The 13,836-nt window shown below is 67.8% G+C and carries 15 protein-coding genes; 9 read left to right on the top strand and 6 right to left on the bottom strand.

Translation table 11 applies throughout. The features are described from left to right. Window positions 1-5 precede the first annotated feature (5 nt). Window positions 6-1,001 (bottom strand): hypothetical protein, encoded by a 996-nt coding sequence (locus tag ACIA49_RS02880; protein ID WP_396375379.1) that lies wholly within the window; start codon window positions 999-1,001, stop codon window positions 6-8. A gap of 67 nt (window positions 1,002-1,068) precedes the next feature. On the opposite strand from ACIA49_RS02880, the gene ACIA49_RS02875 reads away from it, so the two are divergent. Beyond that, window positions 1,069-2,292: a D-arabinono-1,4-lactone oxidase gene (locus ACIA49_RS02875; protein ID WP_396375378.1), complete on the top strand. Its 1,224-nt coding sequence runs from the start codon at window positions 1,069-1,071 to the stop codon at window positions 2,290-2,292. On the opposite strand, the gene ACIA49_RS02870 is transcribed toward ACIA49_RS02875, so the two are convergent. Both ACIA49_RS02870 and ACIA49_RS02865 read right to left on the bottom strand, forming a co-directional pair. Next, on the bottom strand, window positions 2,285-2,968 hold the full coding sequence (locus ACIA49_RS02870; protein WP_396375377.1) for a cache domain-containing protein: 684 nt from the start codon (window positions 2,966-2,968) through the stop codon (window positions 2,285-2,287). The two genes, ACIA49_RS02875 and ACIA49_RS02870, sit on opposite strands and share 8 nt — an antisense overlap. A gap of 1 nt (window position 2,969) precedes the next feature. Further along, window positions 2,970-3,713, bottom strand: coding sequence for a FadR/GntR family transcriptional regulator (locus tag ACIA49_RS02865; RefSeq protein WP_396375376.1), 744 nt, complete (start codon window positions 3,711-3,713; stop codon window positions 2,970-2,972). 123 nt (window positions 3,714-3,836) lie between these two features. Here ACIA49_RS02865 and ACIA49_RS02860 point away from each other — a divergent pair, with 123 nt between their 5' ends. The 6 genes from ACIA49_RS02860 to ACIA49_RS02835 all read left to right on the top strand — a co-directional run bounded on the left by ACIA49_RS02860 (window position 3,837) and on the right by ACIA49_RS02835 (window position 9,609). Then, window positions 3,837-5,270, top strand: a complete 1,434-nt coding sequence (locus tag ACIA49_RS02860) for a gamma-aminobutyraldehyde dehydrogenase (RefSeq protein WP_396375375.1) — start codon at window positions 3,837-3,839, stop codon at window positions 5,268-5,270. After that, window positions 5,270-6,301: an ABC transporter ATP-binding protein gene (locus ACIA49_RS02855; protein WP_396375374.1), complete on the top strand. Its 1,032-nt coding sequence runs from the start codon at window positions 5,270-5,272 to the stop codon at window positions 6,299-6,301. Before ACIA49_RS02860 ends, ACIA49_RS02855 begins: the two co-directional genes overlap by 1 nt. A 36-nt stretch (window positions 6,302-6,337) precedes the next feature. Beyond that, the gene (locus ACIA49_RS02850) at window positions 6,338-7,543 is read left to right on the top strand and encodes an ABC transporter substrate-binding protein (protein ID WP_396375372.1); all 1,206 of its coding nucleotides are present in this window, start codon (window positions 6,338-6,340) and stop codon (window positions 7,541-7,543) included. A gap of 65 nt (window positions 7,544-7,608) precedes the next feature. Next, window positions 7,609-8,400, top strand: a complete 792-nt coding sequence (locus ACIA49_RS02845) for an ABC transporter permease (protein ID WP_396375371.1) — start codon at window positions 7,609-7,611, stop codon at window positions 8,398-8,400. After that, on the top strand, window positions 8,400-9,203 hold the full coding sequence (locus tag ACIA49_RS02840; protein WP_396375370.1) for an ABC transporter permease: 804 nt from the start codon (window positions 8,400-8,402) through the stop codon (window positions 9,201-9,203). The genes ACIA49_RS02845 and ACIA49_RS02840 overlap by 1 nt, the downstream gene beginning before the upstream one ends. Before the next feature lie 4 nt (window positions 9,204-9,207). Next, window positions 9,208-9,609, top strand: a complete 402-nt coding sequence (locus tag ACIA49_RS02835) for a VOC family protein (protein WP_396375369.1) — start codon at window positions 9,208-9,210, stop codon at window positions 9,607-9,609. Here the strand turns inward: ACIA49_RS02835 and ACIA49_RS02830 are convergent. Both ACIA49_RS02830 and ACIA49_RS02825 read right to left on the bottom strand, forming a co-directional pair. After that, window positions 9,606-10,076, bottom strand: coding sequence for a MarR family winged helix-turn-helix transcriptional regulator (locus ACIA49_RS02830; RefSeq protein ID WP_396375368.1), 471 nt, complete (start codon window positions 10,074-10,076; stop codon window positions 9,606-9,608). The two genes, ACIA49_RS02835 and ACIA49_RS02830, sit on opposite strands and share 4 nt — an antisense overlap. Continuing rightward, entirely contained in the window at window positions 10,073-11,353 is a 1,281-nt protein-coding gene (locus tag ACIA49_RS02825; RefSeq protein WP_396376028.1) for a nicotinate phosphoribosyltransferase, read from the bottom strand. The genes ACIA49_RS02830 and ACIA49_RS02825 overlap by 4 nt, the downstream gene beginning before the upstream one ends. Window positions 11,354-11,447: 94 nt before the next feature. On the opposite strand from ACIA49_RS02825, the gene clpS reads away from it, so the two are divergent. Together clpS and ACIA49_RS02815 are read left to right on the top strand one after the other, a co-directional pair. After that, window positions 11,448-11,735 carry an ATP-dependent Clp protease adapter ClpS gene (clpS, locus tag ACIA49_RS02820; protein ID WP_344152419.1) on the top strand — a complete coding sequence of 96 codons (288 nt, stop codon included), beginning with the start codon at window positions 11,448-11,450 and terminating at the stop codon, window positions 11,733-11,735. Continuing rightward, window positions 11,732-12,283, top strand: coding sequence for a DUF2017 domain-containing protein (locus ACIA49_RS02815; RefSeq protein WP_391543247.1), 552 nt, complete (start codon window positions 11,732-11,734; stop codon window positions 12,281-12,283). Before clpS ends, ACIA49_RS02815 begins: the two co-directional genes overlap by 4 nt. A 653-nt stretch (window positions 12,284-12,936) precedes the next feature. Here ACIA49_RS02815 and ACIA49_RS02810 read toward each other — a convergent pair. Next, window positions 12,937-13,791 carry a phosphotransferase family protein gene (locus ACIA49_RS02810; RefSeq protein ID WP_396375367.1) on the bottom strand — a complete coding sequence of 285 codons (855 nt, stop codon included), beginning with the start codon at window positions 13,789-13,791 and terminating at the stop codon, window positions 12,937-12,939. Window positions 13,792-13,836 lie beyond the last annotated feature (45 nt).

The raw sequence follows: 13,836 nt of genomic DNA, 5'->3' as shown, positions 1-13,836 counted from the left end.
CCGGGTCACGCCAGGCTGGTCAGTGACGAAATCGTGGCCTTGTGCAGGTGCGTGATCACGTTCTTGGTCTTCGGGTCCGAGCGGTAGGCGTAGGAACCCGACTCGAACACCAGGTACGCGCGGCCGCCGTACTCGGTGATGCCCTCGGACATGCTCGGGGCGCGGAAGCAGGACAGCTTGGCCTTGTCCAGATCCGGCTGGCCGCGACGGACGACGTACAGGTTGCCGAGGTTGGTCCGCCCGTACGACGTGCTGAAGACGAAGTGGGTCTTGGTGACGAGCAGACCCTGCGTCTTGGTGGGGATCTCCCAGGCCTTGTTGACGGTGACCAGGGTCCCGTTGCTCTTGATCTTGTACTCGTACATCTTGTCGCGGCCCTTGTCGTTGAACTTCCCCGACCACAGCGAGTCGCCGTAGCTGGTCAGGAACGACGCGCCGTACACCTTGCGCTCGGAGCCGACGGCTTTGACGTACGGCGTACCGGCCTTCTTCATCGCGGCCGCGAGCGTGGACAGCTTGTACTTGCGGATGCCGTTGGTGCTCCCCTGCACGAAGGCCCAGCCCATCGACGTGGTGATGCCGCCGCCGTGGGTCTCGGCGATCGCGACGTCGCCGACGACCTTGTTGGTGGTGGGGTCGATGCCGACGATCAGCGACTGCTTGCCGGTGTGGTACATCGTCACCAGCAGCAGGTCCTTGGAGCCGGACCAGTTCCACCAGGTGCCGATGCCCTGCGGCACGTAGGAGGCGAGCTTGGGCAGCGCGGCACTGTTGCTGAACCGGGCGTCATACACCTTGGACGCCGACGGGCCGTCGTAGAAGTGCTTGCCCCCGGCGGCGGTGCTGCAGCTGATCGCGCGCGTCGCCGCGGCGGTCGACGTGGTCGCCGCCTGCGAGGCGTCGGAGCCGGTCAGTGCGACTGTGGTGGCGGTACCGGCGGCCAGCAGGCCGGCCAGTCCGAGGGTGAGGGCGACCCGGCGGCGGGTCATCGAAAATCGCATTCTGCGACCTTAACGCGCGAGGGTGTGAAAGAGTCGTTGGGGACTGGTACGACGGAAGGGGTTTGCTGTGGTCGCGAACTGGGCCGGGAACGTCGAATTCTCCAGCGTGCTCGAACGACCACGATCCGTGGCCGAACTGCAGGAGCTGGTGGCGAAGTCGGAGAAGGTGCGGGTGCTCGGGACCGGGCATTCGTTCAACCGGATCGCCGATACGACGGGCACGCTACTGACCATCGCGGACCTGCCGAAGCGGCTCGAGATCGGTACGTCGGGCGCCACGATCTCGGCCGGCCTCCGGTACGGCGAGGTCACCGCGGCCCTGCAGGCGCGCGGCCTCGCGCTGCACAACCTCGGCTCGCTCCCGCACATCTCGGTGGCCGGCGCCTGTGCCACCGGGACACACGGATCCGGCGACACCAACGGCCCACTCGCCGACGCCGTCTACGCGATCACCTTCATCGACTCGTCCGGCTCGCTCGTCACGCTGACGCGTGACGACCCCGACTTCAACGGCTCGGTCGTCGCGCTCGGCGCGCTCGGAGTGATCGTCAGCCTGACCCTCAACGTCCAGCGCACGTACAACATCAGCCAGGTCGTGTACGACGGTTTGCCGGTGAAGCGGCTGCAGTCGAACTTCGACGCGGTGATGGGCAGCGCCTACAGCGTCAGCGCGTTCACCGACTGGGTCGATCCCGACGTGATGGTCTGGCGCAAGCAGAAGTCACCGCAGTTCGACCGTGAGTGGCTCGGGGCGAAGGTTGCCGACGGCCCCCGGCACCCGATCAAGGTGATGCCGGCCGACTACGCGACCGAGCAGGGCGGCGTACCGGGACCGTGGAACGAGCGACTGCCGCACTTCCGCCTCGAGTTCACCCCGAGCAACGGGGACGAGTTGCAGTCCGAGTACTTCATCCCGCGCAAGCGCGGTCCGGAGGCGGTCGAGATCCTCCGTGCCCTGGGCAACCAATTGGCCGACGTCATCCAGGTCTCCGAGATCCGCACCATCGCGAAGTCCGACCTCTGGCTCAGCCCCAGCCAGGGCCGCGACACAGTAGCCCTGCACTTCACCTGGATCCAGGACGAGACCGCAGTCCGCCCAGTCGTCGAGGCTCTCGAAGAAGCCCTGGCCCCGCTCGACGCCCGCCCTCACTGGGGCAAGGTCTTCGCCGCCGACGCCACCACCCTCGCCGCCCGCTACCCCAAGGTCCCAGACTTCATCGCCCTGGCCAACCGCTACGACCCCACCGGCAAGTTCCGCAACGACTACCTGGACACCTACCTGCCTAGGTGATCTCGACGAGGCTGAGGGGTAGGCCTTCGATGGGTTGAGCTGGGCCGGGTGCCTTGAGCAAGGTTCCGCTGACGTGGCGGGCGCTGTTGCTGAGCACGACGCGACCCTGGTCGTTGACTACGGCAACGGTGCGGTGGATTGCGCGCAGGCAGGGCAGTACGGCCTTCTCGAAGGTGAAGACGCGGACGTCGGCACCCGCGACGCCGACGAACGTCGTACCGGCGAACACCGGCACGGTGAAGGTCAGGGTGTAGTCCTCGGTACAGAGGTAGTCGACGTACGGTCCGGTGATGTGCCGCTGGCCGGTCGTCCGCGGTACGTCGTACCAGGGGAGTGACTCGTAGTCGTAGAAGTTGTCGCCGCGCGGATCCGTGTCGACGAGCAACCGCTCGGCGGCACCGTTGTTGCGCATGAACCACTCGAGCCACCACCGCGAGTCCGCGAGCGCGTCGACCGCGACGACGAATCCCGCGCCCGCGATCGGGCTGCCTGGCGCATCGATGGCGGGCTTCACCAACGAGGCGATCCCCTTGAGATCACTACGCCGGACAGGCTGCTTGGTGAAGGCCGCCGCAGCGGTAGCGGCGATCTGATCGGCCAACCCGAAAGCCTCGCCGGCCAGTGCGCTGACCAGTTCGACGATGGCCGCGGTGTCCTGCGCAACGTGAGTGCTCATCTCAGTCCTCCAAGGCCAGTCTGAGGTCGATCAGTCGCGCCGTCGAGTCCGCGACCCGCTCTTCGGCAGCGGTGCGGGCGGCGTCGCCGTCGGTTCGGTCGATGGCCGCCACCACGTCGCGGCAGCTTGCGACGGTACGACGATGGCTGTCGTCATCACCGAAGGCCAGCCAGAGCAGCGTGCCGACCTCGGCCTGCAGACTGACCTCGGCCCGATACAACCGCGTGGACTGCGCTGTCGCCGCCACCTCGATGTGGAACTGCGCATCCGCCCGCCGCCGCGCTCCCGAACCCTCCGCGTTCTCCAGCGCATCGCACACCATCACCAGCCGCCGTACGTCGTCCGGTGTCGCACGCTCGGCGGCGAGGCGGGCCGCCGTACCGGCGATGGCGCCGTAGTGGTCGCCGAGGTCGCGCAGCTGCGCCAGGCTCAGCTCGGCCAACCGGGCCCGGACCAGCGTGGACGACATGTCCTCCTGGGCCCGGACGAAGCTGCCGCCACCGCGGCCGCGCCGGGTGTCGATCAGCCCGCGCAGGCGCAGCGCGGAGAGCGCCTCGCGGATCGTGGTCGTGGAGACGCCGAAGATGCCGGCCAGGTCGGACTCGCCGGGTAGTTGCTCGGAGTCCGGGATCAGGCCGAGCGCGATCGCGTCGGTGAGCCGGCGGGCCACCAGTTCCGAACGGCTCAGTGACTCCAACGGTGCGAACACCGCCGCTGCGCCACTGCCGTAGAACCGCACCGCCACGTCGGCCACCTCTCAGGAAACGACTCGGGAACAGATCCCCGCCATTCTCTCCGATGACTTGAACTTTAACATCTGATTTCATATGTTAACCGCCACGAGTCGCCGCGGCACTGGGAGTGAGCAATGCGAACTGTCCGCAACCTGATCGGTCACGAGTCCCGGGACGCGCTGAGCGGCGCGACGAGCGAACTGGTCGATCCCGCCACCGGCAAGGTCTTCGGTACGGCGCCTCTGTCCGGTGAGGAGGACGTGGACGCGGCGTACCGGGCCGCGGCCGCCGCCGTACCGGCGTGGGCGGGCGTGACGCCGGGCGATCGGCAGCGGATGATGCTCCGCTTCGCGGATGCGATCGAGGCGCGAGCCGACGACCTGATCGCGGCCGAGTCGGAGAACACCGGCAAGCCGCTCGGGCTGACCCGGACCGAGGAGTTCGCGGTCATGGTCGACCAGTTGCGCTTCTTCGCCGGCGCCGCGCGCCTGTTGGAGGGCAAGGCGGCGGGCGAGTACCTGGCCGGTCACACCTCGTGGATCCGGCGCGAACCGATCGGTGTCGTCGGACAGATCACGCCGTGGAACTACCCGATGATGATGGCGGTCTGGAAGATCGGACCAGCGCTTGCCGCCGGCAACACCCTCGTGCTGAAACCTGCCGAGACGACTCCGGTGAGCACGGTCCTGATGGCCGAGATTGCCGCAGAGGTCTTACCTGCAGGCGTTTTCAACGTGGTCTGCGGTGATCGCGCGACCGGGCAAGCAGTTGTCGCGCATCCGACGCCGGGGCTGGTCAGCATCACGGGCTCGACGCGAGCGGGCTCAGAGGTCGCATCGACAGCCGCTCTCGATCTCAAGCGGACCCACCTCGAGTTGGGCGGTAAGGCACCCGCAGTGGTCTTCGCCGATGCCGACCTGTCAGCGGCAGCCGAGGCCATTGGAGTCGGCGGGTACTTCAACGCCGGCCAAGACTGTACGGCGGCCTGCCGGGTGCTCGTCGAGGCGTCGGTGCACGACGCGTTTGTCGAAGCGCTGACGTCGTGGGCGCGCGAGAACGCCCGCCCAGGGCTCGCCGACGATGAGGACGCGTTGTTCGGCCCGCTGAACAGCAGCATGCAACTCGACCGGGTCCGCGCGTTCCTGACACGGATGCCCGCGCACGGGAACGTCGTACTGGGTGGCTCACGAGCGGGTGGAGCCTTGGCTGACGGGTACTTCTTCGAGGCGACGGTCGTCACCGGGTTGCGACAGGACGACGAGATGATCCAGGACGAGATCTTCGGGCCGGTGATCACCGTGCAGCCGTTCGCGGACGAGGCCGAGGCGCTGGAGCTGGCGAACGGCGTCGAGTACGGGCTGGCGTCGTCGGTGTTCACGCGGGATCACTCGCGAGCACTGCGGATGTCGGCCGCACTCGACTTCGGGTGCGTGTGGCTGAACACCCATATCCCGTTGGTGGCCGAGATGCCGCATGGTGGGTTCAAACATTCCGGGCACGGCAAGGACCTCTCGCTGTACGGCGTCGAGGACTACACCCGGATCAAGCACGTCATGTCGGCGATCTGATGGGCGCGGTGAGCCTGCGCGGGCTGCGCAAGACCTTCGGCGACGTGGTCGCCGTGGACGAGGTCGACCTGGATCTGGACGAGGGCGAGTTCTTCTCGATGCTCGGGCCGTCCGGGTCGGGCAAGACCACGGTGCTGCGGATGATCGCGGGCTTCGAGGAACCGACCGCCGGGACGATCATGCTCGACGGCGTCGACGTGACCGGGCGGCCGCCGTACTCGCGGGATGTGAACACGGTCTTCCAGGACTACGCGCTGTTCCCGCACATGAGCGTGCTGCAGAACGTCGAGTACGGGCTGCGGGTCAAGGGCGTTGATCGTCGCGCGCGTCGTACCCAGGCCTCGGAGGCCTTGGAGACCGTGCGCTTGAACGGGTTCGGGGATCGGAAGCCGAGTCAGCTGTCTGGTGGCCAACGGCAACGAGTCGCGTTGGCGAGAGCGTTGGTGAACCGGCCGAAGGTGCTGCTGCTCGATGAACCCCTCGGCGCACTCGACCTCAAGCTGCGGCGTGAGATGCAGCTGGAGCTGAAGGCCCTGCAACGCGACGTCGGCATCACCTTCGTGTTCGTCACGCATGACCAGGAGGAGGCGCTGACGATGAGCGACCGGATCGCCGTCTTCAACGGCGGCCGGATCGAGCAGTTGGCCGCACCGGCCGAGCTGTACGAACACCCGGCGACCGCCTTCGTGGCCGGCTTCGTCGGTACGTCGAACCTCCTGTCCGGCGAGGTCGCCGAAGCGATCCTCGGTACGCCGGGAGTGTTCACCGTGCGGCCGGAGAAGATCAGGCTGCAGCCGGTCGACACTCCCGCGGAACCAGGCCGCTGTACGGCGAACGGCGTCGTCCGGGAGGTCGTCTATCTCGGCGCGGCCACGCAGTCCGTGGTCGACCTCGACGCCGGCGGCTCGCTCCTCGTCCTGCAACAGAACCAAGGCGATTCCGTGCAGGACAAGCTCGAACTTCGGGGTGCCCAGGTCCGCCTCACCTGGCATCGCGAACACACCGTCTCGATCGACGGCGGTGCTCAGTAAGTCCCCCCGCCCCCACCCTTTGGCAAGGAGCGTTCGATGAAGAAGTCTCTCGCAGCGGTGAGCCTGGCCGTGCTCGCCCTGATCGCGGCCTCGTGCGGCACGTCCGGAGGTGACTCCGGTGCTTCGGGCAACAACTCGGCCGGTGGCTTCACCCCGCCGGACCTGAAGAAACTCGACACGCTCGGCGCCGGCGAGGGCAAGCTCAGCGTGCTCGCCTGGCCCGGGTACGCCGAGGACGGCTCGAACGACCCGAAGGTCGACTGGGTCTCGTCGTTCGAGAAGGAGACTGGCTGCCAGGTCACGGTGAAGACCTTCGGTACGTCGGACGAGGCCGTCACCCTGATGAAGACCGGCCAGTACGACGTGGTGTCGGCGTCCGGTGATGCGTCGCTGCGGCTGATCGCGGCCGGGACCGTCGAGCCGATCAACACCGACCTGATCAAGAACTACGCCGACGTCTACCCGTTCCTCAAGGACCGGCCGTGGAACTCGGTGAAGGGGCAGATGTACGGGATCCCGCACGGCTACGGCGCGAACCTGTTGATGTGGCGCACCGACAAGGTGAAGACCGCCCCGACGTCGTGGGGCGCGGTGTTCGACCCGAACTCGCCGTACAAGGGCAAGGTGACGGCGTACGACTCGCCGATCTACATCGCCGACGCTGCGATGTACCTGATGGCGACCAAGCCCGATCTGGGGATCAAGAACCCGTACGCGCTGGACGACACGCAGTTCGCCGCGGCCGTCGACCTGCTCAAGCAGCAGAAGGGGCTCGTCTCGGAGTACTGGTCGGACTACCTGAAGGAGGTACAGGCGTTCACCAGCGGCAACTCGGTGATCGGCACCACCTGGCAGGTGATCGCGAATGTCGCCAAGGGCGAGAAGGTCCCGGTCGACGTGACCGTGCCGACCGAAGGTGTGACTGGGTGGTCGGACACGTGGATGCTCAGCGCTACGTCCAAGAGCAAGAACTGCGGCTACCTGTGGATGAATCACATCATCAGCCCGAAGGCGAACGCGGCCGTCGCCGAGTACTTCGGTGAGTCGCCGGCCAACGGCAAGGCCTGCAACGAGACCGCGGACAAGAGCCACTGCACGACCTTCCACGCCGGCGACGCGGCCTACTCCGAGAAGATCTGGTACTGGACCACGCCGATCGAGCAGTGCCTGGACGGTCGCACCGACGTCAAGTGCGCCGACTACACCAAGTGGACCCAAGCCTGGACCCAGATCAAGGGATGAGCATGTTGCCCGGCGGTCTCTTGAGGCACCCGCGGGCGCGGCTCGCACTGTTGCTCGGTCCCCCTATGTTGTGGCTCGGAGTTGCTTACCTCGGTGCGCTGGCGGCGTTGTTCGTCACCGCGCTGTGGACGCAGAACGGGTTCACCGGGACGATCGAGCGGGTGTGGACGCTGGACAGCTTCCGGACGTTGTTCACCGTCGACGTGTACCGCACGATCGCGCTGCGGACGATCGGAGTCGCCGTACTGGTGACTCTGGTCGATGCCGTGGTCGCCTTTCCGATCGCGCTGTACATGTCGAAGGTGGCGCGGCCGGGGCTGCAGCGGTTCCTGCTGGTGGCGGTGCTGATGCCCTTGTGGGCAAGCTATCTGGTGAAGGCCTACGCCTGGCGCGGGATGTTCTCCGAGGGCGGGCTGGTGTCGTCTGCGTTCGAGGCGGTTGGTCTGAAGTCGCCCGGATACGGGCTGACGGCAACGGTGGTGACGCTGGCGTACCTGTGGCTGCCGTACATGATCCTGCCGATCTATGCCGGCTTGGAGCGGCTGCCGAATTCGTTGCTGGAGGCATCGGCTGATCTCGGGGCGCGGACCGGGCACACGATCCGCCGGGTGATCGTGCCGGTGGTGATCCCGGCGATGGTGGCCGGGTCGATCTTCACGTTCAGTCTGTCGCTGGGTGACTACATCGCGGTGCGGATCGTCGGTGGCACGAATCAGCTGCTGGGCAACGTGGTCTACGACAATGTCGGTGCCGCGAACAACTTTCCGTTCGCGGCGGCGGTGGCCACGGTCCCGGTTGTGGTGATGCTCGTGTACCTGGCCGCGGTCCGCCGTACCGGAGCAATGGAGAGCCTCTGATGACGATGTCCGGCCCGACCCGCGTCGTCCTGCGAATCCTCACCGGCCTGATCCTCGCGGTGATCTACATCCCACTGCTGCTGGTGGTGGTCAACTCGTTCAACGTGAACAAGACCTTCGCCTGGCCGCCGCGCGACTTCACCCTCGACTGGTGGCGCCGTGCCGCCGAGAGCCAGGGCGCGTTGGATGCGCTGTGGGTCAGCGTGCGGGTCGGGCTCGCGGCCACGGCGATCGCCCTCATCCTCGGGACCATGATCGCGTTCGCCCTGCAGCGCTTCACCTTCTACGGCCGCGATGCCGTGTCCCTGCTGGTGATTCTCCCGATCGCGCTGCCCGGGATCGTCACCGGGATCGCGTTAAACAACGCCTTCCGGACGATCTTCGGGTGGCAACTCGGTTTCGTCACGATCGTGATCGCGCATGCCACCTTCTGCATCGTGACCGTGTTCAACAACGTGATCGCGCGGCTTCGCCGTACCGGCTTGTCGCTGGAGCAAGCCTCGGCCGACCTGGGGGCGTCGGCGTTCCAGACGTTCCGGCTGGTCACCTTCCCGATGATCCGCTCGGCGTTGCTGGCCGGCGGGCTGCTCGCCTTCGCGTTGTCGTTCGACGAGATCATCGTGACGACGTTCACCGCCGGCGCTCAGCAGCAGACGTTGCCGATCTGGATCTTCAACAACCTCTTCCGCCCCAACCAGGCCCCGATCGTCAACGTCGTCGCCGCCGCGCTGATCGTCGTCTCCGTCGTCCCCGTGTGGCTGGCCCAACGGTTGTCGGGTGACGCCGAATCCCTGGGACACTAGGGGGATGTTGCGACTTACTGACTTCATCATCGACTGCCCGGACGCGATGAAGCTGGCGGCCTTCTACGCCGAGGTGACGGGGGTCCCGATCAAGGAGAGCAGCACGGAGAACTGGGCCGGTCTCCGGTTCGGTGACCTCGAACTGGCCTTCGTCCCAGTGGAGGACTACCGCGCTCCGCAATGGCCGGACAGCGACCACCCCAAGCAGTTCCACCTGGACTTCGAGGTCGACGACATCGAGGCCGAACAGAGCCGCGTCCTCGGTCTTGGCGCGACCCTGCTGCGGGACCACGTCGGTCCCGAAGGCTTCGGCTTCCGCATCTACGCCGACCCCGTTGGCCACCCCTTCTGCCTGTGCCGCAACAAGGGTGTCGTCTGGACCGACGAGGGTCCTACCTGGTCCTAGTCGCGGGGGTCGCCTTCGAGGGTCGTGGTGAGGGTCCAGAGCAGGTTCCGGAGCTGCCGGCGATCCTCGGGGGTGAGGCCGGCGAGGGCTCGGCTGCCGGCTCGGTCGTAGATGTCTTCGACCGTGCGGGCCAGTTCGGCGCCCTGGTCGGTGAGTTCGATGCCGACCTGGCGCGCGTCGGTGGTGCTCTTGACGCGGCGGACCAGGCCGGCGGCCTCCATACGTTGGGTGGTTTTGGTCGCCGTCGGCACCTCGACGTCCAAGACGTGAGCGAGCTTCGCTACCGGCAGTGAGCCGTGGTGGAGGAGTTTGGCCAGGACGAGTTCTTGCCCGGTGTGCAGACCGGTGCCTACCAGTTCGGCGGCGACGGCTTTGCGGGCTGCGCGGTCGGCGAAGCGCAGGGCGATCAGGACGTCTCGGGGAGTCGCCGGGGCGTCGACTGGCCACTCCTCCTCAACGGTGGTCATTTGGGGGTCCACGCGTTCTGGGAGGTGTAGTCACCGACGTACTGGGTGGGGATGGCGGGCTCGCCGCGGCTGAGCTGGCTGGCGAAGCGGGGGAGTTCGTCGCGGACCTTGAGGTGGTGGGCCTGGGACTCGGCCGGGGTGGTGCGGCCGATCACCTCGCCGCCCTTGACCAGCGGCTTGAGGAGTTCGCGGTCGTCGCCGTCGTCCTCGGGGAGGCTGCCGACGCCGATCAGCTCGGCCTCGGCGACACCGGCCGCGGTACGGCGGCGCAGGGCCCACTTGCGGCCGCCGATCGAGATCTTGTCCGGGCTCTTCTTCGCCACCGGCTTCAGCTCGCCGCTCGCGTCCTCACGGGCGACCAGCTTGTACACGAACCCGCAGGTCGGATACCCCGAGCCCGTGACAAGCGACGTACCGACGCCGTAGCCGTCGACCGGTGCCGGCGCGAGCGCGGCGATCTGGAACTCGTCGAGGTCCGAGGTCACGATGATCCGGGTCTTGGTGGCGCCGAGCGCGTCGAGCTGCTCGCGGACCTGACCGGCCAGCGACGGGAGGTCGCCGGAGTCCAGCCGGACGGCGCCGAGCTCCGGGCCGGTGATCTCGATCGCGGTCCGGACCGCCTCGGCGACGTCGTACGTGTCGACGAGGAGGGTGGTGCGCTTGCCGAGGGCATCCACCTGGGAGGTGAACGCCTCCTTCTCGGTGTCGTGCAGGAGGGTGAACGAGTGCGCCGACGTCCCGGCGCTCGGGATGCCGTAGCGGCGGGCGGCCTCCAGGTTGGAGGTGGTGGCGAAGCCCGCGATGTACGCCGCCAGCGCGGACGCGACCGCGGCCTCCTCGTGGGTCCGTCGCGAGCCCATCTCGATACAGGGCCGGCCGCCGGCCCACCAGGTCATCCGGGAGGCGGCCGAGGCGACCGCGGAGTCGTGGTTCAGGATCGACAGGAAGACGGTTTCCAGCAGCACGGCCTCGGCGAAACTCGACTCGACCACCAGGACCGGGGAGCCGGGGAAGAAGATCTCGCCGTCGGCGTACCCGGCGATGTCCCCGGTGAACCGGTAGTTCGCCAGCCAGTCGGAGGTAACCTGGTCGACGACACCCCGGTCGGCCAGGAAGGCGATCGCCCGCTCGTCGAAGCGGAACTGCTCCAGGGCGTCGAGCAGCCGGTTCACGCCGGCGACGACGCCGTACCGGCGGCCGTCGGGCAACCGGCGGGCGAACAGCTCGAAGACCGAGCGGCGCTGCGCCGTGCCGTCGGCCAGGCTGGCCTGCAGCATGGTCAACTCGTAGTGGTCCGTCAGGAGCGCGGTCGAGGTGTTCACAAGGGCAGCCTATTGCGCCGCCGGAACTTCTAGTGGAGAGAATGGGTCAGTGACCACCGCACCGAGTGAGCTCGAGAGCCCCGAAGTCGACGAGGCGATCCAGCTGAGCCCACCGTGGGTGACGATCGTCTGGAACGATCCGGTGAACCTGATGGACTACGTCACGTTCGTCTTCCAGACGTACTTCGGCTACTCCAAGTCCAAGGCGGAGAAGCTGATGATGCAGGTCCACGAGGAGGGCAAGTCGGCGGTGTCGAACGGTAACCGGGAAGCGATGGAGCGCGACGTCGAGGCGATGCACTCCTACGGCCTGTGGGCCACCTGCGAGAAGTCGTGACGCGGTTCCGCAAGCGCCGCAAGATCGTCGCGGTCAGCTTCGCCGAGCACGAGGCCGACATCCTCGCCAACCTGCTCCGCAACCTGGTCGAACTCCTGTACGACGGCCTCCCCCCGCGCGCCACCCAGTCCAGCGACCCGCTCGCGGCCCTGCTGGACTCCGACGGCCCCACCTCGCCGCCCGAGGACATCGTCCTGCAGCGCCTGTTCCCCGATGCCTACGGCTCCGACGACATGGCGTCCTCGGAGTTCCGCCGCTTCACCGAACGCGGCCTGCGCGACGGCAAGATCACCGACGCCAAGCGCGTCCTCTCGGCCCTCGAGGAGTCCGGCGCCGACGAGATCGCCCTCGAACCCGACGAACAACTCTCCTGGCTGCGCGCCCTCAACGACCTCCGCCTCGCCATCGGCACCCGTCTCGACATCAAGGACGAGGACGACTACGGCACCTGGGAAAAACTCCCCGAGGACGACCCCCGCCGCCTCACCTACGACCTCTACGACTGGCTCGGCTACCTCCAGTCAGCCCTCCTCCACAACATGCGCTGACCGCCTCCGGCGCGGTACGACGGCGGTTCGGCCCGGAGCCGATGAGCCGAAGCGGTCGCGGGGTGTGCGCCTGCCCATCGATGTGGGCGGCCCTCCGGCACTCACCAAGTGATTCACCGGCGGTTCGGTAAGGACACCGCCTCCGGCGGCGACAGCCCTCCGGCGCGGTACGAAGGTGGTTCGGCCCGGAGCCGATGAGCCGAAGCGGTCGCGGGGTGTGCGCTCGCCCATCGATGTGGGCGGACCTCCGGCACTCACCAAGTGGTTCACCGGCGGTTCGGCGCGGTGGGTTCAGGCGTGGCGGGGTCGGCGGCGCGGAGGTTGGTGAGTGGGGGCGGTCCGCATCACGAGCACCCTGACCCGGCGGCGTACAGACGGGGCTGGGGGTGTCGTTCGGCGAGCGGATGGGTGACACCCCTTCGACCGCGCCGGTAGCACGCGACGACCGCGAGCGCGTCGGCCGGCACGGTCAGGTGGCAGTAGGGCCCGGCCGGGATCGTCGGCGAAGGTCAGCGCCACCAGCGCCAAGAGCCGGACGACACACCATGGCGGACCGCTGTCACCCACTAAGTGGCTGGTGGCAGGTATTTCGAGGTGGGGCCAGGCGTGGCGGGCTCGGATGGGTGGGCGTTAGTGGGTGATGGGGGTTCGGGCTACTGGTTCATCAGGGTGGCGACGTAGGCAGTTAGGCGGGACTCGAGGAGCTCGGGGGTTAGGTCGGGGCGGGTGGATTCGCGCCAGGGGCGGGTGGCGGGTTCGATCTCTTCGGAGAAGGAGAGGGCGTCTCGGACCAGCCAGTAGCGGCGGTCGGGGGAGAGGGTGCCGCCGGCTTGTTGGTAGGCCTCGATGAAGTGGTGGGCTGCGGTGGGGCCGTGGAGTAGGGCGAGGTTGGTGGCGCAGTGGGCCACGTCCAGGTCGGTGGGGCCCCAGGAGGTACTGGCCCAGTCGACGACGGCGGTGATCCGGTTGCTCTCGAAGAGGACGTTGCCGGGCTGGTAGTCGCGGTGCAGGAAGGCGCCCTCGTACGGCGGATGCGGCCGCCGGATGAGGTCGATCGCGGCGGCCCAGTCGGCGCCGGGCGGAGTGACGACTGTGTCGGCGGTGGTCAGCGTCACGAAGGTGCCGGGGCGCTCGACAGGGAGCACGGCGTGGATGGCGACCAGGTGCTGAGCGAGGGCCGGGATGCGGTCGGCGAGGCCGGCGTCGGTGAGGACGGTCCGGCCGGGCATGTGCGTCATTAGGACGGCCGTGTCGGCGACGGCGATGAGTTCGGGGGCCGGTACGGCGGTTGCCGCGAGCTCGGTGAGGGCGTGCGCCTCACGGTCCACGAGCTCGGCGGTGTCAGCGCGGTCGACGTACGTGCGGAGGACCAGGTGACGGACGCCGCCGTCCGGGGTGGCGATGGTCAGGCGGCGTACGTCGGCGGTGAGGCCGCCGTGGAGGGGCTCGGCGTCGAGGACGCGCTCGCCGGCGTCGAGGTGCTGCTGCACCCAGGCCAGGTTGATCACCCACCCACCTCACCATTCAGGCAGCGACGGACGCGACCGAATATC

Origin of the sequence: Kribbella sp. NPDC051587, assembly GCF_044453945.1 — a bacterium.
Taxonomy (GTDB): Bacteria; Actinomycetota; Actinomycetes; order Propionibacteriales; family Kribbellaceae; genus Kribbella.
This window is presented reverse-complemented; position numbering and strand designations above follow the sequence as displayed.

Coding starts and splice junctions, on each gene's coding strand:
- ACIA49_RS02880 (WP_396375379.1), bottom strand. CDS start 1,001: ATGCGATTTTCGATGACCCGCCGCCGGGTCGCCCTCACCCTCGGACTG.
- ACIA49_RS02870 (WP_396375377.1), bottom strand. CDS start 2,968: ATGAGCACTCACGTTGCGCAGGACACCGCGGCCATCGTCGAACTGGTC.
- ACIA49_RS02860 (WP_396375375.1), top strand. CDS start 3,837: ATGCGAACTGTCCGCAACCTGATCGGTCACGAGTCCCGGGACGCGCTG.
- ACIA49_RS02855 (WP_396375374.1), top strand. CDS start 5,270: ATGGGCGCGGTGAGCCTGCGCGGGCTGCGCAAGACCTTCGGCGACGTG.
- ACIA49_RS02850 (WP_396375372.1), top strand. CDS start 6,338: ATGAAGAAGTCTCTCGCAGCGGTGAGCCTGGCCGTGCTCGCCCTGATC.
- ACIA49_RS02845 (WP_396375371.1), top strand. CDS start 7,609: ATGTTGTGGCTCGGAGTTGCTTACCTCGGTGCGCTGGCGGCGTTGTTC.
- ACIA49_RS02840 (WP_396375370.1), top strand. CDS start 8,400: ATGACGATGTCCGGCCCGACCCGCGTCGTCCTGCGAATCCTCACCGGC.
- ACIA49_RS02835 (WP_396375369.1), top strand. CDS start 9,208: ATGTTGCGACTTACTGACTTCATCATCGACTGCCCGGACGCGATGAAG.
- ACIA49_RS02830 (WP_396375368.1), bottom strand. CDS start 10,076: ATGACCACCGTTGAGGAGGAGTGGCCAGTCGACGCCCCGGCGACTCCC.
- ACIA49_RS02825 (WP_396376028.1), bottom strand. CDS start 11,353: ATGCTGCAGGCCAGCCTGGCCGACGGCACGGCGCAGCGCCGCTCGGTC.